This window comes from Stenotrophomonas sp. PE591 (assembly GCF_018320795.1).
Classification (GTDB): Bacteria; Pseudomonadota; Gammaproteobacteria; order Xanthomonadales; family Xanthomonadaceae; genus Stenotrophomonas; species Stenotrophomonas maltophilia.
Genome location: NZ_JAAOKO010000004.1, coordinates 263345 through 285437, shown reverse-complemented (window position 1 = coordinate 285437; position 22093 = coordinate 263345). Strand labels below are relative to the sequence as shown.

The window sequence follows — 22093 nt, the reverse complement described above, 5'->3', positions numbered from 1 at the left end:
CGATGTCAGCCCGGATGCGTTCTGTTTCGAGTGTCCGCCAACGTGGCATGGCGGTGATCGTCGCCCTGCTGGTGGTGGCGCTGGTGGCGGTGATTGCCACGGCACTGCTGACCCGGCAGTCGGCCCAGCTGCGTGCGCTGCGTGGCGACCAGCTGCGCGCACAGGTACGCATGGCGGTGGACGCAACGCTGGAGCGTGCGGCGCAACAGCTGCGTGAGGATGTAAAGGAACAGCTGACCACGGTGCGCAGCGGGCGCTGGGCGCGCCCATTGGAGCTGCAGGCGCCGTTGCCGGTGCAGCTGCAGCTGGTCGATGCGCAGTCGATGTTCAACCTGCGCAACCTTCTTGCGCATGGCAGGCCGGACCCCGAGGCGCGGCGCGCGTTCATCGCGTTGTGTGCCGGGCAGGGGCTGGGCCAGGGCGCCTGCACATCCGCCGCCGACCACATCCAGGCGCGCCTGCGCGATGGCGACATGCAGGCGCAGGCGCCGCTGCCGCGCGAATCACTGATCGAACAAGCGCTACCTGGTGCCGATCCGGTGGCGTTGCAGGCGCTGGCGCGGCGCACCGTGGTGTTGCCGGCGCAGACCCTGGTCAACGCCAACACCAGCGACCTGCGCGTTCTGCAGGCGGTGACGCCCGTGGTCGAGCCGGCACGGCTGCAGGCGCTGCTCGGTGAGCGCGATGCTGGCCATTGGCTGCTCAATCGCGGCGACATCGCCAACCGACTCCAACTGAGCAACGAACAGATGGCCGTGCTTCCCCTGGGTATCCATAGCGAATGGTTCCTGGCCGTCGGCCAGGTGCAGGCTGACGGCAGTGCGGTCGATTTTCGCGCGCTGTTGTGGCGCGAATACCGCGACGATGGGGTGCGTGTGCAACGGGTGTGGACGAGGATCGGCGCATGAACGTGCAGCTTCGGGTGCGCCTGCCGGCGCTGGAGCGCCTGCGCGCCGACAGCGCGGTGGACTGGGCGCAACTGCACAAGGGCGATGTACTTGCTCACGGTCGCGACACGCTGGCGGCGCTGGGCCTGCGGCATCCGCAGGCCGCGGTGCATGCCTGCCTCGATCCGAACGACCTGATCCTGCTGGAACTGCAGCTGCCGCCATTGTCCGGGCGCCGCCTGCAGTCGGCGCTGCAGGGTGAGGTGGAGGCGATGCTGCTGGATGACCTGCAGGAGGTGGCGCTGGCCCACGGCGCGCAGGCGGCAGACGGCACGGTTCCGGTGGCCTGGCTTGGCCAGCAGGCCATCGCGCAGGTGCAGCAGATGCTGGCCTCGTGTGCGCTGCAGCTGCAGGCGCTGTATCCGACGCCACTGCTGCTGCCCTGGCAGGACGGCCAGGCCACGCTGCAGGTCAGCGGCGAGCATCTGCTGGTACGCAGCGGGCGCGATCGGGGTTTCGTTCAATGGTATGGCGGACGTGATGCCTGTGCGGTGATGCAGGCGCTGGCCGTGCGCCTGCAACAGGCGGGCGTGCTGGCCGTGCAGTGGATCGATAGTGTGCCGCCGACGTGGCCGGACAGCCTGCCGGCCACCGCCGTCACGCATGAACGGCAGACCTCTGGCCCCTTGCCAGGCTGGTCATTGCCGCTGCCCGGCGCAGGCCGGCAAGCACCGCGACTGGCGATCGGCCTGGCACTGGCAGCAGTGCTGCTGGCTGCACTCGGCCTGCAGCTGCAGGTCTCGCGTTGGCGGATCGAGGGCGAGGCCCTGCAACAGGACATGGCGCGCCAGTTCAGCGCGCGCTTCCCGGAGATCACCGATGTGGTGGACCCGGTGCTGCAGGCAAGGCGAGCACTTGCCGTGCCGCTGCCGGCGCCGCCGTTGCCGGCGCTGCAGCGTCAGGTTGCCAGCACGCTGCAGGCTGTTCCGGAGCTGGCCGGGCAAGTGCGCAGCCTGCATTACCAACCCGGGCAGCTGGACATGGAGCTGGATGCCGATGCCCAGGCATTGGCCGACGATCCGCAGCGGCTTGAGCACTGGCAGCAAGCAGTTCAGGCACAGGGCCTGCAGCTGGCGCGCCAAGCCGGTGGACACCTGCGAGTGAGCGGAGCTGGGCAGTGACGACCCGCACCCTATGGCTGGGCGAGGGGCTGGTGGGCCTGCAGCACCGCTGGCAACGCCTGCCACCGCGCGACCGGCTGATGCTGTGGGTGATGGTGGTGGCGCTGCTGGTGGCGGGCCTGTGGTCGTTGTGGCTGGAGCCACTGCTGAAGCAGCGCACGTATTGGCAGGCCGAGCTGCCGCGGCTGCAGGCGCAGTCCCGCGCACTGGCACCGCTGCTGCGCGCCCGTGAGCGCCAGCAGCTGGCGCAGAGCCAGCACCCGACACTGGCCGGGCTGCGCGATGGCATCAAGACCGCCGGCCTTGCCACCGGCCTGCATATCGAAGCGCGCGACGGGCGTTGGCACCTGCAGGTGCAGGCAGTGCCCGCCGACGCGCTGTGGAACTGGCTGCTGCCCGTGCTGGCCGATCCGGCCATCGAACTGCAGCAGCTGCAACTGACACGCACAGGGGATGCGAACATGCCGGCGGCACGGATTTCCGGAAACATCGTGATGGTGGCCACCGCGGGTGCCCATCCATGAGGGCGATGCGTAGCTTTGCCTGCAGTACCGCACTGGCCCTGATCGTGTGCATGGCCCACGCACCGGCGCTGGTACTGGCGCAGGACGCCCGTGATGAGCCGGTGCAGTTGAACCTGGTCGACACCGATATCGGTGGCGTACTGCGCATGGCAGCGCGCTTCACCGGGCGCCAGTTCCTGGTCGATCCACGGGTGACCGGCAAGATGACAGTGGTTTCCGATGGCCCGGTCAGCCGTACCCAGGCCTACCAGTTGCTGCTGGGCGCACTGCGCATGCGCGGCTTCGCCGTGGTCGAGAACGGCGGCGTCAGCCGGGTGGTGCCGCAGGCCGATGCCAAGCTGCTCGGTGGCCGCGTTGGCAGCGGCGGTGCGGGGGGCGAGGTTGCCACGCGCACCTTCGCGCTGCGCTACGAGAACGCGGCCGCGCTGGTGGCGGTGCTGCGGCCGATGATCAGCCCGGACAATCCGATCACTGCCAATCCGGGCAACAACACGTTGGTGATCACCGACTATGCCGATAACCTGGAGCGCATCGCGCGGGTGATCGCCAGCGTGGATACACCGGCCGGCATGGACACCGATGTGGTGAAGCTGCAGCAGGGCATTGCCGTTGACGTCGCGGCGATGGTCGCGCCGCTGCTGGATGCGCAGGGCGCCGAGCCCACCCAGAAGGTGGTGGTGATGGCCGACCCGCGCAGCAACAGCGTGCTGCTGCGGTCGAGCAGTCCCGGGCGCACCCGCCTGGCTAGGCAGCTGGTGGAGAAGCTGGACCGTGCCCAGGATGAATCCGGCAACCTGCATGTGGTCTACCTGCGCAATGCCCAGGCCAACCAGCTCGCGGGTGTGCTGCGTGGCGTGGTGGCCGGGCAGAGCGATGCACCGGCGATGGGCAGCAACGAAGGCATCACACCACTGCCCGGCGACGCCAGCCGCTCCACCCCCGCGCAGCCGTCGCAGCCGCAGCAGGCCAAGCCCGGAGGCAATGCGCTGGAATCGCAGCGCCTGGATCCGAGCCGCCGTGACCCGATCGATGCAGGAAGCACCGGCTTCAGCCAGAACGGCATCTCGGTACAGGCGGACGTGGCCACCAACACGCTGCTGATCTCCGCCCCCGAGCCGGTGTACCGCAACCTGCGCCGGGTGATCGACCAGCTCGACCAGCGCCGTGCACAGGTGCTGGTGGAAAGCCTGATCGTGGAGGTCAACCAGACCGACGCGGCCGAACTGGGCGTGCAGTGGATGCTGGGCAATGGCCGCACCTTCGGCGGCACCCACTTCGGCGGCACCACCGGTGGCAGCGGGTTGAACACCAACGCACGCACCACCCTGGACGTGCTGCCCAAGGATGGCCTGAAGATCGGTGTGATCGACGGCACCATCAACCTGCCCGGCGTCGGCCAGATCCTCAACATGAAGGCGTTGGCCAACGCGCTGCAGAGCAAGGGCGGTGCCAACATCCTGTCCACGCCGAACCTGATGACGCTGGACAACGAAGCGGCCAGCATCATGGTCGGCCAGACCGTGCCGTTCGTCAGTGGCCGCTACGTGACCGACGGTGGCGGTGGCAGCAACAACCCGTTCCAGACCATCGTGCGCGAGGACGTCGGCCTGAAGCTGCGGGTGCGCCCGCAGATCTCCGAGGGCGGCACGGTGAAGCTGGACATCTACCAGGAAGTCAGCAGCATCGACGCGCAGAGCGCGAACAGCACGGCCGGCATCATCACCAACAAGCGCGCCCTGGATACCAGCGTGCTGCTGGACGATGGCCAGATCATGGTGCTGGGTGGCCTGCTGGAAGACAGCGTCAGCCATGGCCGTGATGCGGTGCCGGGGCTGGGAAAGATCCCGGTCCTGGGCGCCTTGTTCCGCAGCGACACGCGCAAGCGCGCCAAGACCAACCTGATGGTGTTCCTGCGCCCGCACGTGGTGCGTGACCCGGCCGCCGGCCAGCGCCTGACCCGCGACCGCTACGACTACATGCGCAACGCGCAGGCCGGCGCGCAGCCGGTACAGAGCTGGGCCTTGCCGGCGCTGTCGGCACCGCAGCTGCCACCGCAGGACCTGTCTGTACTCGGCCAGGGCAATGCACGCGATGACCAGGGCCAGCCGCTGCAGAACAGCAGCCTGGCGGCGCTGTACCCGTCCGGTGACGGCGATGCGCAGCTGGTGCAGTTCGCGCAGGGGCTGGACCCGGCGCGTGCCAGCCAGGGCGTGGCGCAGGTGCGTGCACTGGGCCTGCAGGCCTATGCCGAAGCGACGCCCGGCGAGAGCGGGCAACGCCTGCGCGTGCGATTGCCGCGCGATCCGGCGACGCTGGACCCTGCGCTGCAGCAGCTGCGCGGGCTGGGCTATACGCCGGAACTGGTGATCGGGCCGTGAGCGCTTCCGCGCCGCTGCCGTACGCCTGGGTGCGCAGCCATGGCGTGATGCTGTCCGAAGTTGGCGGCGAGCCCGTGTTGCTGGGCACCGCCGACACCGCAGCGTGGGCCGTGGCCGAGCTGCGCCGCCGGCATGGCCCGCTGCCGTTCCAGGCGCTGGATGCTGCGACGTGGCAACAGCGGTTGGGTGAGCAGTACCGTGACGGCGGCGATGCCGCTGCCGTGGTGGGTGCCGCCGAAAGCGAAGTCGATCTGGACCGGCTGATGCAGGACATGCCGGAGGTCACCGATCTGCTGGATGCGCAGGACGATGCGCCGGTGATCCGCATGATCAACGCCCTGCTGGCGCAGGCCGCACGCGATGGTGCCAGCGATCTGCACATCGAGCCGTTCGAGACCCATTCGGTGGTGCGCTACCGCGTGGACGGCACCCTGCGCGACATGGTGCAGCCGCGGCGCGCACTGCACGCGGCGCTGGTATCACGCATCAAGATCATGGCGCACCTGGATATTGCCGAGAAGCGCCTGCCGCAGGACGGGCGCATCGCCATCCGCGTGGGCGGGCGGCCGCTGGATATCCGTGTCTCCACGGTGCCGACCGGTCATGGCGAGCGTGCTGTGCTGCGCCTGCTGGAAAAGGATGCCGGTCGCCTGCAGCTGCAGCGCCTCGGCATGGCCGATGACACGCTGGCCATGTTCACCGGGTTGATCCGTCAGCCGCACGGCATCGTGCTGGTCACCGGGCCGACCGGCAGCGGCAAGACCACGTCGCTGTACGCTGCACTTGGCCAGCTCGACAGCAGCACCAGCAACATCCTCACCGTGGAAGACCCGGTGGAGTACGACTTCGCCGGCATCGGCCAGATCCAGGTCAACGCGCGCATCGGCATGAGCTTTGGCACCGCGCTGCGTGCGATTCTGCGCCAGGACCCGGACACCATCATGATCGGCGAGATCCGCGACCTGGAAACCGCGCAGATTGCGGTGCAGTCGTCGCTGACCGGCCACGGCGTGCTCGCCTCGCTGCATACCAACGATGCGATCTCGGCGGTGACCCGCCTGGCCGACATGGGCGTGGAGCCGTTCCTGCTGGCCTCGTCGTTGCGCGGTGTACTGGCGCAGCGGCTGGTGCGGCGGCTGTGCACGCAGTGCCGACGTGCCGATGTGGACGGCGAGGGCCGTGCCGTATGGCGTGCGGTGGGCTGCGCAGCCTGCGCCAACAGCGGCTATCGGGGGCGAACCGGCATCCATGAACTGTTTGTGGTCGACGACCGCGTGCGCGCACTGATCCATGAAGGGCAGGGTGAGCCTGCGCTACGCGAGGCGGCCCGGCGGGCCGGCATGCGGACCCTGCGGCAGGATGGCCAGCGCTGGGTCGACAGCGGGGTAACCACGCTGGAAGAGATCCTGCGCGTCACCGGCGACGATTGAGGCCTGCATGGCACTGTTCGACTACCAGGCTGCCAACGCGCAGGGCCGCATCGAAAAGGGCCAGTTGGATGCCGACAGCCCGCGCGGTGCTCGCCAACTGCTGCGCGGGCGCGGGCTGACCCCTGTGCAGGTGAGTGCGGCGCGCAGTGCCGGCAGTGGCTGGGGCGCTCGCCGGTTGTCCGCCAGCGAGTTGGCCTGGGCTACGCGCCAGCTGGCCAGCCTGTTGGCGGCCAGCCTGCCGCTGGAAGGCGCATTGAGTGCGGTGATTGAACAGGCCGAGCGCCCGCACGTGGCCCAGGCACTCACCGCCGTACGCGCCGACGTGCGTGCCGGCCAGCGCCTGACCGTTGCGCTGGCCGCGCGGCCGCGCGATTTCCCGCCGATCTATCGGGCGCTGGTGGGCGCAGGCGAAGACTCCGGTGACCTGGCGCGGGTGATGGAGCGCCTCGCCGACTACATCGAAGAACGCAACGCGCTGCAGGCCAAGGTACTGACCGCGTTCATCTATCCAGCGGCGATCAGCCTGGTATCGGTGGCGATCGTGATCTTCCTGCTCAGCTACGTGGTGCCGCAGGTGGTGACCGCGTTCGTGCAGGCGCGGCAGACGCTGCCGATGCTGACCCAGGTGATGCTGGCGGCCAGTGCTTTCGTACGCAGCTGGGGCGTGTGGGTGGGGCTGGGCATCGCTGCGCTGGTGGTGGCATGGCGGTTGGCCCTGCGCAGGCCCGAGCTGCGCCTGCGCTGGGACGCGATGCTGCTGCGGGTGCCGATGGTCGGGCGCTTCGTGCTGGGCGTGAACAGTGCGCGCTTCGCCTCGACATTGGCGATCCTGCTGGATGCTGGCGTGCCGCTGCTGCGTGCGCTTGAAGCTGCCCGGCAGACCCTGGGCAATGCGCTGCTGGCGCGCTGTGCCGACGATGTGTCCGCGCGCGTGCGCGAAGGTGCCGCGCTGGGTGCTGCGTTGAAGGTACAGAAGGTGTATCCGCCGATCCTGGTGCATCTGGTGGCCAGTGGCGAGAAGACCGGTTCGCTGGCGCCGCTGCTGGATCGCGCCGCGCAGACCATCTCGCGCGAGATCGAGCGTCGCGCGATGGCACTGACTGCGTTGCTGGAGCCGACCATGATCCTGGTGATGGGCGGCGTGGTGCTGACGATCGTGTTGGCGGTGCTGATGCCGATCATGGAAATGAACCAGTTGGTGCAGTGATGCGCAACGCGCATCACAGGTAGAGTCGACTGTTAGTCGACCAGCGCGGAGATCGAGTGCATTCAGATCGTTCCCGCGTGCGAAAAGCAGTCGACTAACAGTCGACTCTACCCAGTCGATTCGATCCAGCCGATCCCATCGGGTCGATTCAATTCAGTCGATTCAATTCAGTTGATTCAATTCAGTCGATCGGGCGGCGTCGCTGGAATGTGGCATGGGTCGATTCTCCACACAATCCTCCACACCTTTTTTCGATCTTCCACAGGTTTCTTAAGCGGCCTGTCATCGGCGCGGACCAGCATGGACACGTCGCCGCAGAGTGGGCTGGGAGGCCCTCGGCGGCAGCAGGCGTGTAGTGACCGTTCCTCCCTTGGCGTTTCCCTTCGCAGTAAACCCTTCAGGAGAAGATCATGATCAAGTACAAGACCCTGGCCGCGCTGGTTGCCACCGCGCTGCTCGCTACCGTTGGCGCCGCCTCCGCGCAGACCGTTACCGGCGGCGGTGCTTCGCTGCCGGCCGACCTCTACAAGGGTTCGTCCGACAGCATCCTGCCAGCGAACTTCACCTACGCCGTGACCGGTTCGGGCACCGGCAAGAAGGCCTTCCTGGAAAACAACTCGCTGCTGTTCTCGACCACCGGCACCGTGCACTTCGCCGGCAGCGATTCGGTGCTGAGCAGCACCGAGCTGAGCACCTACACCACCAACTTCAACCAGCCGACCAACGCCAACCGCTACGGCGCGCTGATCCAGGTGCCGTCGGTGGCCACGTCGGTCACCATTCCGTTCAACAAGGCCGGTTCGGCGGTGGACCTGAGCGTGGCGCAGATCTGCGGCGTGTTCTCGGGTGCGATCAGCGACTGGTCGACCATCGATGCCAACCGCAGCGGCCCGATCCAGGTGGTGTACCGCCCGGAAAGCAGCGGCACCAGCGAAATGTTCAGCCGCTTCCTGACTGCGGCCTGTGCGGCTGAGAACGCTGGTACCTCGAACCTGGTGGGTGGCAAGTTCGCCATCAAGTCGACCTTCGCCGACCTGTACAAGCGCGATGCCAACGGCAACCTGCCGGCGTTCCTGGTGGCCGCGCCGGCCACCGGTGGCACCTCGCTGTACAACGCTGTCTACGCTGCTGAAGGCCGTATCGGTTACGTTGGCCCGGACGTGATCCCGAGCGTGACCGACGCGACCAAGGTCGCCAAGGTCAAGGGCTTCTCGCCGGATCAGGTGAGTGTGCAGGCGACCCTGGACACCGTCGCTCCGCCGACCGGTACCGCTGCCGAGGACCCCGCCAACTGGGTGCCGGTGTTCGGCAACCCGTCGGCCGGCTATCCGATCGCCGGCTACACCAACCTGGTGATCGGCCAGTGCTACAAGGATTCGAGCGTCGCCACCAGCCTGCGCGGCTTCCTGGCCCGCCACTATCCGGCGACCTACACCGTCGCGTATGAGAAGTCGATCACCGACCACGGCTTCATCCCGCTGACCAAGGCCTGGCGCGATGCGATCCGCAACCGTTTCGTGCTGGCCAGCAGCACTGCCGGCCTGAATAATCCCAGCACCTGCGCCGGCATCGGTCGTCCGCTGTAATCCGCAGCACGGGTTGAATCCTGCTTGACCCGACGCCGGCCCCTGGGCCGGCGTCGCCATTTCCGCGACGGTGCGGCCGCCGCAGTGTTTCGCTGTCGGCTTCGTGTCACGTGAACCGTCTATCAGTGGCAGGGCATGCGTTGCGCGTGCCTCCCCGATCGTCGCCGCAGCCGCGGCCCACCAGGTTGATGAGGTTCCGATGTCGCACCCGCTCCCGTCCGCTGTTCATCCGGCCGCGCCGATGCGCCGCAATCATCCGATGGCGTGGGCCATCGCGGTCGCCTTGGGCAGCATGGTGGCCCCGGTCAGCCAGGCGCAGCAGGCGTTCAGCCCGGGCTGGTTCGCCGAGCGGGGCGCGGCCCAGGGCAGCGCGGCACAGAGCGGCCGGATGCCCAACGGGGTGCCGATCCAGTTCCAGTTGCCGGCCCAGCAGCAGGATGCAGCACGGCAGAAGCTGCAGCAGTCGATCGACAACCTCGGTACGGCGGCGCAGGCGATTGCCCTGCAGCAGCGCCTGCAGGAACAGGCGCGGCAGGCGCGCCGCGAGGCTGGCTTCATCGTTGCTGATGGCCTGGGCAAGGATGGCCTGAGCGTCGACCAGAACCCGCTGACCCGCGGCTGGCTCAATGCGCGCGACGCAATCCAGTCGCAGGGCAGCGACGGGCGGGTGCAGGTTACGGTCGAGCAGACCGCGGACAAGGCGATCCTGAACTGGGAGACGTTCAATATCGGCGGCAACACCACGCTGAACTTCCTGCAGAACCCTGACTGGGCAGTCCTGAACCGCGTCAATGATCCGCAGGCGCGGCCCAGCCAGATCCTGGGCCAGCTGAAGGCCAATGGCACGGTGTTCGTGGCCAACCGCAACGGGGTGGTGTTCGGCAACAACAGCCAGGTCAATGTACGCAATCTGCTGGCGGCTGCAGCACGGATCAGCGATGCGCAGTTCCGTGACAACGGCCTGTACAGCCCCGACGCCAGCAGCAGCGCGCTCAGCGATGCATTTGGCAAGGTGATGGTGGAGCAGGGTGCCCGCATCGCGACCCATGAGCCGACCAGCGCGACGCGCGGCGGTGGCTACGTGCTGCTGGCCGGGCACAGCGTGGAGAATGCTGGCCATATCGAGGCGCGCAAGGGCCAGGTGCAGCTCGCTGCCGGTGACAGTTTCGTGATCCGGCGCGGCGTGGGTACGGCGACCAATACCAGCTCCACCACCCGCGGCAATGAAATCGCGCCGCGCTTCGTCGCTGGCAGCACGGCGGGCAGCGTGCGCAACACCGGTCTGCTGCGCGCCCGCGAGGGTGACGTGACCCTGGCCGGGCGCAACGTCGAGCAGGCCGGTGTGGCCGTGGCCAGCACCACGCTGGCGCAGCGCGGCACCGTGCATCTTCTGGCTTCGGCCAGTGATGCCGGCAGCAGCGTCACGCTTGCCGATGGAGCCACCACGGCGGTGCTGGTCGAGGACGATGGCAAGGCCACGGTGCTGGATACGCAGCGCAACAGCCTCATCAAGGAGTCGGCAGAGCAGGACGCGATCCGCGCCGGCGCGCGCTCGGCGACCTTCGACAATCTGTCCCAGCACAATGATCGCCGGGACCAGTCGCGGGTGGAGATCGTCTCGGGTGGCAACATCCATTTCAGTGCGGATTCGCTGACGGTTGCCACGGGCGGCCAGATCATCGCCGACGCGGCAGCCCGCAGCTACGTAGACGACGCGGCACGCGTGGATGTTTCCGGCGCAGTGGGCGTACAGGTGTCGATGGAAAGCAACAATGTCCAGGTCAAGGTGCAGGGCAACGAACTGCGCGATGGCCTGGACAACCGCGACAGCGGCAAGCTGACCAGCAGCGAGGTCTGGGTCGACCGCCGCAGGCTGGTCCACGTTCCGGCCGGTACCGGGGGCTACGCGGGTGAGCGCTGGTACGCGGCGGGTGGCCTGCTGGAAGTGGGCGGCTACCTTGACAACCAGGGGCACTCGATCGGCGAATGGGCCGCGCAGGGAGGCACCGTCCTGCTGGGCGGCAGGGAAGTGATCACGCATGGCGGCTCACGCATCAACCTTGCCGGTGGCAGCCTGGATGTGCAGAGCGGCGTGATCCGGCAGAGCTGGGTGCGCGGCGTCGATGGCCAGGTCTACCGCCTTGATGACGCGCCGGCGGAGATGCGGTTCGATGGCCTGTACAGCGGCCATGAAGTAAAGCAGGAGCGCTGGGGCATCACCGAGACCTTCCGTGATCCGATTGTATTCGCGGCGCAGCGTGTCGATAACGGATACACGGTCGGCCGCGATGCAGGACGCCTGATCATCTCCGCACCGACCGCGGTACTGGACGGAAAGGTTGAGACGGCTACCTTCCAGGGCGCGCAGCAGAACCGCAGGCCGGATACCGCGCTGGAGGGTTATGCGCAGGCGCAGACGGCGGTCGCGCGCAATGCGCAGCTGTACCTGGGGCGCTACGACGGCCAGGGCCGCAGCGGTGTGTTCGGCTCGGATGTGCGCCTGGATGACAAGGCTCGGACGAAGGCCGCGTGGTCGCTGCTGGCCCCGGTCAACGAAGAGAGGCGTGGCACCGTGTGGCTGGATATCGCAGAGCTGAGTGCCCAGCAGTGGGGACGGATCGACCTGGCGACCGCTGATCGCATCCGCATCGACGGCAGCCTTCGGCTTCAGGCAGGCGGACAGCTTAACCTGACCGGCAGCGAGGTGGAACTGGCAGGCGACATCGGCATCGCCGGCGGCCAGCTGTCGGCGGGCAACCTGCTGGATGTGCAGGGCCGGCCGACGGCGCTGCTGCACGATGGCCGCGCGCGCACCGCCATCGCCGACGGCACGCGGATCGATCTCTCCGGTGAATGGAGCAATGCGTCACTGGCGATGCCGCGCGACGCGAGCGGTGCCTGGACGGATGGCGGCCGCCTGAGCTTGAGCAATAGTCATGACGTGGCCGTGGGCGCCAAGGCAACGGTTGGCGTCGAGGCCGGTGCTGCGCTGGACCTGCGCGGCAAAGCCCATATCGGCAAAGGCGGCAGCGTCAGCCTGCAGGCGAACAGCAGTACGGTGACGACCGACGGCAGTGGCCGGGTGCAACTGGGCGACGGAAGCCGGTTCAGTGGTCGAGGACAGGGCGGTGGTTCCTTCTCGCTGGGGACCGGTGGCCAGGTGCGGCTGGGCGATGCGGACCTGACGGGCACATCGCTGCGACTGGACCCCGGCCTGTTCGGCAGTGGCTTCGCGCAGTACGACATCAATGGCCACCACGGTGTGGAGGTGGCCGATGGCGCGCGGCTGGTCGCTACCCTGCCAGGCCTGCGCCTGACCCAGGACGCGCGGATGGCGACCGACCGGGCGTCCGCACTGGCAGCGTGGGACGCGCCGCTGTACAGCGCCGATCCGTCGAGCGGGCGCGTCAGCCAGCGCGCGGGTGCGAGCATCAGCCTGCGTTCGGAGCGCAACAGCGTGGGCGGTGACCTTCGGGTTGGCAAGGATGCACTGGTGGCGGTCGATCCAGGGCAGACGATCTCGCTGCTCGGTGCAGGCAACATCGATGTTGAAGGCACGCTGCGCGCGAAGGGCGGCCGCATCCTGATCGACGATGTGCGCCCGGAGAACGCGCTGTACGCCGGGCAGCGCACCGAACGCACCTGGCGTTTCGCCGAAGGCGCGCTGCTGGATGCCGATGCAGACGCGATGTCGCTGCCCGATTCCAGCAGCCGCCTGCGCGGGCAGGTGCGCGCAGGTGGGCGCATCGAGATTGGCGGGGCGCTGGACTGGGAGACCACCGCATTCGTCGACAACCGACCACCGGAAGCCTTCGTGGTGGTCGAACGCGGTGCGCGCCTGCAGGCGCGGGGCGCGTCGGCCGAACTGGACATCGATGGCCAGGGCCGCGTGCGCGTGGACAGCGACGGCGGGCAGATCGTGCTGCGTTCGGCCAACGCGCTGTACCTGGACGGCGGGATGGACGCGGCCGCCGGTGGTGCCGGCGCACGCGGGGGCACGCTTGGCCTGGCCTTTGGCGGGAGCATCCACGCACGTGGCGCCAGCGACGAGGTACTGCGAGCGCGTGCGATCAGCCTCAGCCAGCACAGCGCACCGGCGCAGCCACTGCCGGCCGCATTGGAATATGGCCACGCCGCGTTGTCGGTCGAGCAGCTGCAGGCCGGCGGTTTCGACAACCTGTCCGTGTTCGGTGACATCCGCGCGGTCGGCGACGTCGACCTGCGCCTGGCCCAGAGCCTGCGCATCCACGGCCAGGGCACTTCGAGCCTGGGCATGGCCGTGGATGCCGGGCTATCGTCTGGGCTGCGACTGAGTGCGCCCTACGTTCGCCTGGCGCAGGCACGCTGGCGCCAGATGCCGGGCGAGAACCTGCAGGGCACCGCCGCGGTCGCTTCGTCCGGGCCGGAAGATCACGCGCTGGCGGTGCAGGCAGAGCTGATCGACATCCGCGACGTCACCTGGCTGCCGGGTTTCAAGCATGTGGCGCTGGAAAGCCGCAGTGACGTGCGCCTGACCAACGGCATTGCCAGCAGTGGCAACACCAGCGCGTTGATGACGGCTGGTTCGATGGACGTGACCGCTGCGCGCCTGTACCCCACCACAGGCGCGGTTGGCACGCTGGTGGCCGGCGCGTCGGCGCAGACCGTGCAGACCGCTGATTACTGGGCCGATCCGGATGCCGTGCTGCGCATCCACGGCACCGGTGCGGACACGAAGCCGGCGCCGGAATCGGCGCTGGGTACGCTTCGCCTGGTGGCCGCCACGGTGCAGCAGGGCGGCAACGTACAGGCGCCGATGGGCACGCTGCAGCTGGGTGGCCTTATCCAGAACGGAACCGTCGGCAGCCAGGTGGAACTGCTGCCAGGCAGCGTCACCTCGACCAGTGGCGCCGGCTTGTCGCTACCCTATGGTGGCACCGTCGATGGTGTCGACTGGCGGGTCGGTACGCGCAGCCTGGGTTCGCTGACGCCGGCCGGCATCTCCTCGATGGGGGTGACCCTGAAGGCGAATGAGATCGAGGTGGCGCCGGGGGCCCTGCTGGACATGTCCGGCGGTGGTGAGTTGACCGGTGCCGCCTTTGTGTCAGGACGCGGTGGCTCTGTCGACGTGCTGCGAACGGCGTTGGCCGACGCCAATCCGCGCTATGAATTCAGTGCGTCGGGCAACCCGGTGTATGCGATCGTGCCGGGACGCGCCGGGACATTTGCCCCCAGCGGCGAGGAAGGATTCGCCGCACCGGCCGTGGGCCAGCAGATCACCGTGCCGGCGGGCGTGCCCGGCCTGGCGGCAGGCACCTACACGCTGATGCCGGCCAGCTATGCGCTGCAGCCCGGTGCATTCCGGGTTGAGCTGGGCGCCACCGGCACCTCGGGCATCGCGCAACCCATCGCGACCGGTACCGGCACCTGGCGTGTGTCCGGGCAGCAGCGCACGGCGCTGGGCGCGGCAATCTCGCCGTTGCTCACCGACATCCTGCTGACCCCCGCCGCAGTAGTACGCCGGCACTCGGGCTACAACGAAACCTCCTACAACAGCTTCGCGCAATCGGTGGCCGACCGCCGCGGCGAGTCGCGTGGCTGGCAGACCATCGATGCGCTCGGGTTGACCCTTGCGTTGGGCGAAGGCGCAGGTCGTGCAGACACGCCTGCCATCCGCTTCGCCGGCACCGCGCGGTTCGGCGCCGCCACCGACAACGGGCGCGGCGGCACGCTGACAGCCACGTTGGCCAGCCCGGCGGTCGGTTCACTGGAGATCGTCGACGGCGGTGCGCAATCGCAGGCGCGTGATCGCGGTGCCACCTTCAGCGACGACGCGCTCAATGCCTTCCTGCCGGCGCGGATGATGATCGGCGGGCAGTTCAACCAGGAGGCCTCGCAGGTGGCGGTGACCGGCCAGGCGCGCAGCGTGGCGATCCGTTCCGGCGTCACCTTGAACGCACCGGAAGTGCTGGTGGCAGCGGCCTCCGGTGGCAGCGGCGTGCTGGTCGAGGCCGGTGCGACCCTCGATACACTGTCGTTCGCATCCGCCAACGCGAATGCCAGCGCGACCCTGCCTTACCAGGTCTCCGGCGGCCTGCTGGCGGTGTCCAACCAGCGCCTGAACCTGATCACCGGCACCACCGGGGTGGAGGCCGGTCCAGTGGCGATCGACATCGGGGGGTGCCAGACGGCGTGCGACGGCCAGACCCGGCTGGTTTCCGATGGCAGCATCGCGGTAGCGACCGATGGCGCGCTGCAGATGCGCGACTCGGCCAGCTATGGCACCCGTCAGCTCGGCCTGAGCATGGCGGCGCTGAACCTCGGCAGTGCCGAAGCGATCGCCCTGGCCGCTGCGGCAGGGGCGCTGCCCAGTGGCATGACCATGAACCAGTCCGTGCTACAGCAGCTGCTGCGCGGCAATGATGCCACCGGCGCGCCGGCGCTGGACACGCTGAGCCTGGTCGCGCGGGACTCTGTCAACGTGTTCGGCAGCGTCGACCTGGACGCGCGCGACAGTGCCACCGGCCGCAGTGGCCTGCAGACGCTCGTGCTTGGTGCGCAGGCCATCCGCGGCTACGGTGCTGCGACTGACCGGGCGCGCATCCTGGTGGACACGCTGGTCTGGGACGGCTCATTGGCGGCGAGTCAAGCGCCGGGCAGTGACGCGTCGGTGCCGCCGGCCGATCCGATGGTGAACCGGCTCGGCGCCGGGCAGCTGGACATCTTTACCCGCCAGCTGCAGCTGGGGCGGGCGCCATTCAGCCGTCCCAGCTCTGAAGTACCTGCGAACCGGCAGGTGCTCGGATTCAGTGCGCTGAACCTGAGTGCTTCGGAGCAGCTGTCGTTCTCCGCGCAGGGCACGCTGGACGTGTTCCAGCAGCGCGGCGACTATCTGGCCGACAAGGGCTGGCAGTACAGCGGAGGCAGCCTGGGTATCGATACACCGCTGTTGACGGCCGATCCCGCCGCGCGGCTGCGCGTGCGCACCGGCGGCGACTTCCGCCTGCAGGGGGGCACCGGCAAGGCGGGTGGCGATGCACTGGGCAGTGAGCTGAGCATCGACGCCAACCGGATCACGCTGGACAGCACGATCGCGCTGGCGTCCGGACGGCTGTCGGCGAACGCACGCCAGGGCATCACGCTTGGCAGCCGGGCCGCGTTGGATCTGGCCGGACGCAAGGTCTCGCTGTACGACGTGGACAAGTTCAGCTGGGGCGGCGATGTCCTGCTGTCCAGCGACACGGGTGACATCCGCGCCGATGCGGCCTCCCGCATCGATGTTTCCGCCCGCAACAACCGAGGCGGACGCCTGACGGTCACCGCAATGGCCGGCCGAGCCGATCTGGCCGGTGTTCTGCAGGGTGCCGCCACTGGTCGCTACGATGCCGGTGGCACGCTGGTGCCCTACGACGGTGGCGAACTGGTGGTGCGGGCACGCCAGCTGCAGGACTTCGCCGGCCTCAACCAGCGATTGACCGCCGGCGGCGTCGTCGGCGGTCGCAGCTTCCAGATCGGTGAGGGCGATCTGCGGATCGGCGACGAAGTGAAGGCGCGCCGGGTCGATATCAGCGTCGATGCGGGCAGCCTGACCGTGGCCGGCCGCATCGATGCCAGCGGCGAGCAGGTCGGCAGCATCCGCCTGTACGCCCGCGATCAGTTGCAGGTGGACGGCACGTTGGACGCGCACGGTACCGGCCTGCGCGTGGACAGCCATGGCAAGATCATCGACAGTCCAAACCGGGCCACCATCACGCTGGGCAGCGCCGAAGGTGCCGTCGGCCTGGGCAGCGCGGCGCAGCTGGACCTGCGTGCGGGCAGCGATGTTACCGTCGGTGGACGTCCTGGCCAGAACGATGGCACCCCGCGCGGCACGCTGAAGATCGATGTGCCGCGGCTGGGCAGCAACGACGCGGCGATTGCCGCGGCCACCGGCCTGCGCATCGATGGCGCGGCCGACATCCAGCTCAATGGTGTTCGCCGCTACGACGATGCGCCCCTGGCAGCCACCGCTGACGTGCGCGGCAACCGCGCGCAGCTGGTCACCCAGCAGTGGCTGGACCAGGTGGTCGATCCGCACAGCGTGGCCTGGATCGATGCTGCGCTGGACAACGCGGATCTGCAGCAGCGCACGCGGGCGCTGGGCGATGTCCGCCTTCGTCCCGGCGTGCAGGTGCTGGCGCGGCGCAGCGACGCCAACCCGGACGGCGACCTGACCATCGCCGGCGACATCGATCTGTCCGGCTACCGCTACGGGCCCGAAGCCAACCGCGCCGATCCATCGCGGCGTGGCTTCGGCGAATCGGCCTCGCTGGTGCTGCGGGCCGAAGGCAACATCAACGTCTACGGCAGCATCAACGATGGGTTCGCACCGCCGCCGTCCACGCCGGATGAGGGTGGCTGGCAGCTGTATGAGGGTCGCAATGGCAGCGCGGGGCAAACCCCCTTTGGCGGCGGCCTGGTGGTGCCGGTGGACGGAGTGAAGCTGCTGCCCGGCACCGAGTTCCAGGCCGGCACCCGCCTGAACTATGACGTGCCGGTCGAATCGGTAACGCTTCCGGTCGGTACCGTGCTGCCCGCGCCGATGGTGATCTCGCAGAACCTGCGCCTGCCAGCGGGCACGGTGCTGAGTGCGGCGGTGACCACCGACTCCGGGCAGACGCTGGCGGCGGGCACCGTGCTGCAGCAGCCGCTGGTGCTGGCGGCCGGTGCGCGCCTGGGGGCCGGCTTCCGCCTGCGCAGTGCCGTACAGATGGCGGCACAGGAATGGCCCGCCGGCGCGACGCTGCCGGTTGCGTTGCGCTTGGCACGGGAAGTCGAGCTCAAGGTGGGCGCGTACATCCCATCGTTGACCAAGGTGGAGTTGCCCGGCAACGGGCCGGTGAATCTGCGGCCGGCCGATGCCGGCGGCAACCAGGGGCGCAACTGGGCGCTGGCGCCGATGCTGGCCGAGGGCACCACCTCCTGGGACCTGACCGTTGTTGCCGGTGCCGATACCGGGGCAGCCGACCCACGCAGCCGGCGCTGGGGCAGTGAAGGCAGCGTGGTGCTGGCCGACACCCACCAGGGCTCGATCGGTACGGTCAAGACCGAAATCATCTGGGTGGGTGATCGTGCGTTGACTGAGCGGGCATCGCTGGACTGGATCGGCGACACCTCCTATGCAGGCCGTCCGATCGCGGAGCTGGCCGACATGTTCGGCTTCACCGAAGACGAGTTCTGCGCGATGTCGGCCGACTACTGCGGCCCGGCCCCCCGCCAGGTGGCCGCGCAGGGCTCGCTGGATTACTGGGGCGACGAGTCCTACGTAGGCACCCCTGCGAAGGACTTTGCCGCGATGTTCGGCATGACCGAAGACGAGTTCTGCAGCACGGCGCCCACCTACTGCGCCGGCGGTGGCACGCAGACCGAAGTGACCACCTACGGCAAGCGCGCGGGCACGCCGGCCTGGAGCGTGCTGCGCACCGGCAAGGGTGACCTGGAACTGCTCGCTGCCGGTGATGTCGTGATGAAGTCCGGCTTCGGTGTGTACACGGCGGGCACTCCCACCACGCTGGGCGAGGGCCGCGACGCTGCCTTCAATTCGCCCCGTGCAGCAGCCCCCAGGAACACCGCACTGCTGGGGCCGAACCTGGTGCCGGGCAGCTATGATGCTGCGTTGGCCGACTACCGGGCCTGGTATCCCGATCATGGTGGCAACCTGCGCGTCGAAGCCGGGCGCGATATCGTCGGTGACGTCTGGACCGCGCGCGCAGAGTCGGGCACCAGCGAGCGCGACTGGGCGCTGTACTCCAGTGCCGCGGTCGGCAATTGGCTGTGGCGGCAGGGAACCGGCAGCACCACCGGCGTGGAGCCGGTGCCGACCAGCTGGTGGGTGAACTTTGGCGCCTACACCAACGTGTCCGCTGCTGCTGGCGCCTCTCCGCGGATGGTCGGCTTCACCGGTTTCGGCACATTGGGCGGCGGCAACCTGACGCTGGAGGCCGGGCGTGACGCCGGCGTGCGCGATGCGATAGGTGACGCGCTGGACTCGACGATCGCACCGCGCTCGGGAGCGATCATCGCGGCGGTGGGATCGACCGGCCGGGTCAGCGATGGCCAGCTGCACCTGACCGGCGGCGGCGACCTGCAACTGCGTATCGGTGGCGCACTGAATCCGAATCTGCGGGCGACGTTCTCCAGCCTCAATGCCTCCAGGGCGGGACAGAATCTCGACCTCAACGGTACCTTCAGCAATCTGCGTGGCAGCCTGCAGCTGGATGCGGGACGCATCGGTGCAATGGGCGTCACCCTGGAAAGCTACGCGACGCTGGGTCAGCAGCGCGCGGCAGACCTGTTTGCGCCCGACGCCGCCCGCGCGATGGGCGGGCCGGTGCTGGTGCTGGGCGATGCGGTCGCGCAGCTGCAGGCGCGGGGTGACGTCGTGCTCGGCGGCGTCGCCGATGCGGGCCGGGTTCCGCTGGCCAACTACAGCGCGGTGCTGCAGGATGATGGCGCGCGCGCTGCAGGCAGTACGTGGTTCTCCCTGTGGACCGCCAACACGGCCGTGGATCTGTTCAGTGCCGGTGGTGACCTCGCGCCAGGCCTCGCCGGGCCGGAAAACGTGACGGGCAGCAATCTGTGGCGCGAGCAGGTCCAGCTTGTTGTGCGTGGCGGTGATGATCTGCTGAATTACTGGCTCTATCCTTCGCGTTTCAGCGCGATTGCTGCGCAGGGTGACATCAAGCTGGACCGGATCAGCACCACGCCGGGGACGCAGGATGTGATCCTGCTGGCACCCTCGGCGACAGGACGGCTGGACGTCCTGGCCGGTAGCGGCATCTTCGCCCAGCCTGGCGCGACCCAGATCGCGCGCTCGGCCAGTGACGCGCGCCTGCCGGGACCCTTCGACCCGGCATTCATGGGCGAGCAGGGGGATTCCGCAGGTAATGTGACCCGCTCGCGGCACAACCTGTCGGTCGACGGCAACATTGCATCGCCGGACGCGTCGCTTCCGCTGTTTGCGTTCGGTCCGAATACTCCGCTGTCCTCCGTGTCTGCGGCCCTGGCGCCGAGCCGTTTCTACGCGGTGCAGGGCGACATTATCGGCCTGGCCACCGGCGCCCGGCGCACGCTGAATCCCAACGCGGGGCAGCGCACGCAGTTGAACTGGTTCGAGGCCGCCGGCGCCGTGCAACTGCGGGCAGGCCGGGACATCCTCGGGGTGTCGATGACCGCGTTGAACACCGCGCCCACCGACATCACGGTGGCGGCGGCGGGCCGCGACATCGTGCATCTGAACGCGACCATCGCCGGCCCCGGCAACGCCGAGATCAGTGCCGGCCGCCAGCTGCGCCAGGAGGATGCGGGCAGCATCGTCAGCCTCGGTGGCATCGTGCAGGGCGACACCCGTCCCGGCGCCAGCATCGCGCTGACGGCCGGCAACCAGCAGATCGACTTCGCGGCCCTGCGTGCCCGTTATCTGGACCCAGTCAACCTTGCCGATCCCGCGCAATCGCTTGCATCGCAGCCGGGCAAGGCAGTCAAGGTCTACAACCAGGAACTGAAGCAGTGGCTGCAGCAGCGCTTCGGCGTGGCTGCCGACGGCGACGGGGCGCTGGCCGCGTTCGATGCGCTGCCGCAGGAACAGCAGCGCATCTTCCTGCGCCAGGTCTATTACGCCGAGCTGCGCGAAGGTGGACGGGAATATACCGATGCAGAAGGGCCCCGCTTCGGCTCCTACCTGCGCGGGCGCGAAGCCATCGCCACGCTGATGCCGGACAGGAATGCGGCCGGTGCGACGATCGACCGTACCGGCGATATCCTGATGTACGGTGGCTCCGGCGTGCGTACCGAGGCGGGCGGCAACATCGAGCTGATGGCACCGGGCGGGCAGATCGTGGTGGGTGTGCAGGGTGTGGTGCCGCCGGCCAGTGCCGGGCTGGTGACGCAGGGGCAGGGCGATATCCGCCTGTTCAGCCAGGACAGCGTGCTGCTGGGCCTGTCGCGGGTGATGACCACGTTCGGCGGCGACATCCTGGCGTGGTCGGAGCAGGGTGACATCAATGCCGGTCGCGGTTCGCAGACGACGCTGCTGTACACGCCACCGCGTCGCGTCTATGACGGCTGGGGCAATGTGATCCTGTCGCCGCAGGCCCCGGCCAGCGGTGCAGGCATCGCAACGTTGAACCCCATTGCCGAAGTACGACCGGGCGACGTCGACCTGATCGCGCCGCTGGGCACCATCGACGCGGGCGAAGCGGGTATCCGTGTCTCCGGCAACATCAACCTGGCGGCGTTGCAGGTACTCAATGCAGCCAACATCCAGGTGCAGGGTGAGAGCAAGGGCCTGCCGGTGTTGGCCACGGTGAACGTGAATGCGCTGGCTTCGGCCAGTGCGGCAGCGAACAGCGCCAGCCAGGCCGCACAGGATGTGATGCGCAAGAGCCAGGATGATGCACGGCGCAACCAGCCGTCGGTGATCAGCGTGCAGATCCTCGGCTTCGGCAGTGGCACCAGCAGCATCAACCCGCCGGCGCGTGGCAACACTGCCAACAGCGGTTATGACGCCAACAGTGCCTTCCAGTTCCCGCAGGCAAGTCGCGACGAGGGCACGCAGCGCCGCTAGGCATCGCACGATCCCGGCGCGTGCCGACCTTGATCGGCAGTAGATCCACGCCATGTGTGGATGCCGCTGGACTGCAGGAACAGACAGCATCGGGCCAGCCGCCACGGAACGGTGGCGGCCCCAGCCAGGACGGCACGGAGGGCAGGGAGCGGCCATCAGCGGTGAGGACCACCGACACGGCGCCGCCGGGTGCAGGAGAGCACCCGGCGGCGGGCTCGGCAGTAGATCCAGGCCATGCGTGGATGGCTGGACCAGCCTCAGTGCCGACCAAGGTCGGCACCCACCAAAGCAGGCCGGACAGTAGAAGCCGCTCGGCA

General features: G+C 68.6%; 8 protein-coding genes. All 8 read left to right on the top strand.

The features are described from left to right. Positions 1-2: 2 nt before the first annotated feature. The 8 genes from gspK (at position 3) to JLDANKMP_RS13130 (ending at position 21776) form a co-directional block, all read left to right on the top strand. A complete protein-coding gene (gene gspK / locus JLDANKMP_RS13165; RefSeq protein WP_212561357.1) occupies positions 3-908 on the top strand; it encodes a type II secretion system minor pseudopilin GspK in 906 nt (301 codons plus the stop codon). After that, positions 905-2068 carry a type II secretion system protein GspL gene (gene gspL / locus JLDANKMP_RS13160; RefSeq protein ID WP_212561356.1) on the top strand — a complete coding sequence of 388 codons (1164 nt, stop codon included), beginning with the start codon at positions 905-907 and terminating at the stop codon, positions 2066-2068. Before gspK ends, gspL begins: the two co-directional genes overlap by 4 nt. Further along, the gene (gspM, locus tag JLDANKMP_RS13155; RefSeq protein ID WP_212561355.1) at positions 2065-2592 is read left to right on the top strand and encodes a type II secretion system protein GspM; all 528 of its coding nucleotides are present in this window, start codon (positions 2065-2067) and stop codon (positions 2590-2592) included. Before gspL ends, gspM begins: the two co-directional genes overlap by 4 nt. Then, positions 2589-4970, top strand: coding sequence for a type II secretion system secretin GspD (gene gspD / locus JLDANKMP_RS13150; protein WP_212561354.1), 2382 nt, complete (start codon positions 2589-2591; stop codon positions 4968-4970). The genes gspM and gspD overlap by 4 nt, the downstream gene beginning before the upstream one ends. After that, positions 4967-6400, top strand: coding sequence for a type II secretion system ATPase GspE (gene gspE / locus JLDANKMP_RS13145; protein ID WP_099526991.1), 1434 nt, complete (start codon positions 4967-4969; stop codon positions 6398-6400). Before gspD ends, gspE begins: the two co-directional genes overlap by 4 nt. 7 nt (positions 6401-6407) lie before the next feature. Beyond that, positions 6408-7607, top strand: a complete 1200-nt coding sequence (gene gspF / locus JLDANKMP_RS13140; protein WP_212561353.1) for a type II secretion system inner membrane protein GspF — start codon at positions 6408-6410, stop codon at positions 7605-7607. A gap of 410 nt (positions 7608-8017) precedes the next feature. Then, positions 8018-9193, top strand: a complete 1176-nt coding sequence (locus tag JLDANKMP_RS13135) for a substrate-binding domain-containing protein (RefSeq protein WP_005409883.1) — start codon at positions 8018-8020, stop codon at positions 9191-9193. A gap of 199 nt (positions 9194-9392) precedes the next feature. After that, positions 9393-21776, top strand: a complete 12384-nt coding sequence (locus JLDANKMP_RS13130; protein ID WP_212561352.1) for a filamentous haemagglutinin family protein — start codon at positions 9393-9395, stop codon at positions 21774-21776. Positions 21777-22093: the final 317 nt, after the last annotated feature.

Excerpts from the sequence above, each read along its gene's own strand:
- gspF (WP_212561353.1), top strand. The coding sequence starts at position 6,408 with ATGGCACTGTTCGACTACCAGGCTGCCAACGCGCAGGGCCGCATCGAA.
- JLDANKMP_RS13135 (WP_005409883.1), top strand. The coding sequence starts at position 8,018 with ATGATCAAGTACAAGACCCTGGCCGCGCTGGTTGCCACCGCGCTGCTC.
- gspL (WP_212561356.1), top strand. The coding sequence starts at position 905 with ATGAACGTGCAGCTTCGGGTGCGCCTGCCGGCGCTGGAGCGCCTGCGC.
- JLDANKMP_RS13130 (WP_212561352.1), top strand. The coding sequence starts at position 9,393 with ATGTCGCACCCGCTCCCGTCCGCTGTTCATCCGGCCGCGCCGATGCGC.
- gspK (WP_212561357.1), top strand. The coding sequence starts at position 3 with ATGTCAGCCCGGATGCGTTCTGTTTCGAGTGTCCGCCAACGTGGCATG.
- gspD (WP_212561354.1), top strand. The coding sequence starts at position 2,589 with ATGAGGGCGATGCGTAGCTTTGCCTGCAGTACCGCACTGGCCCTGATC.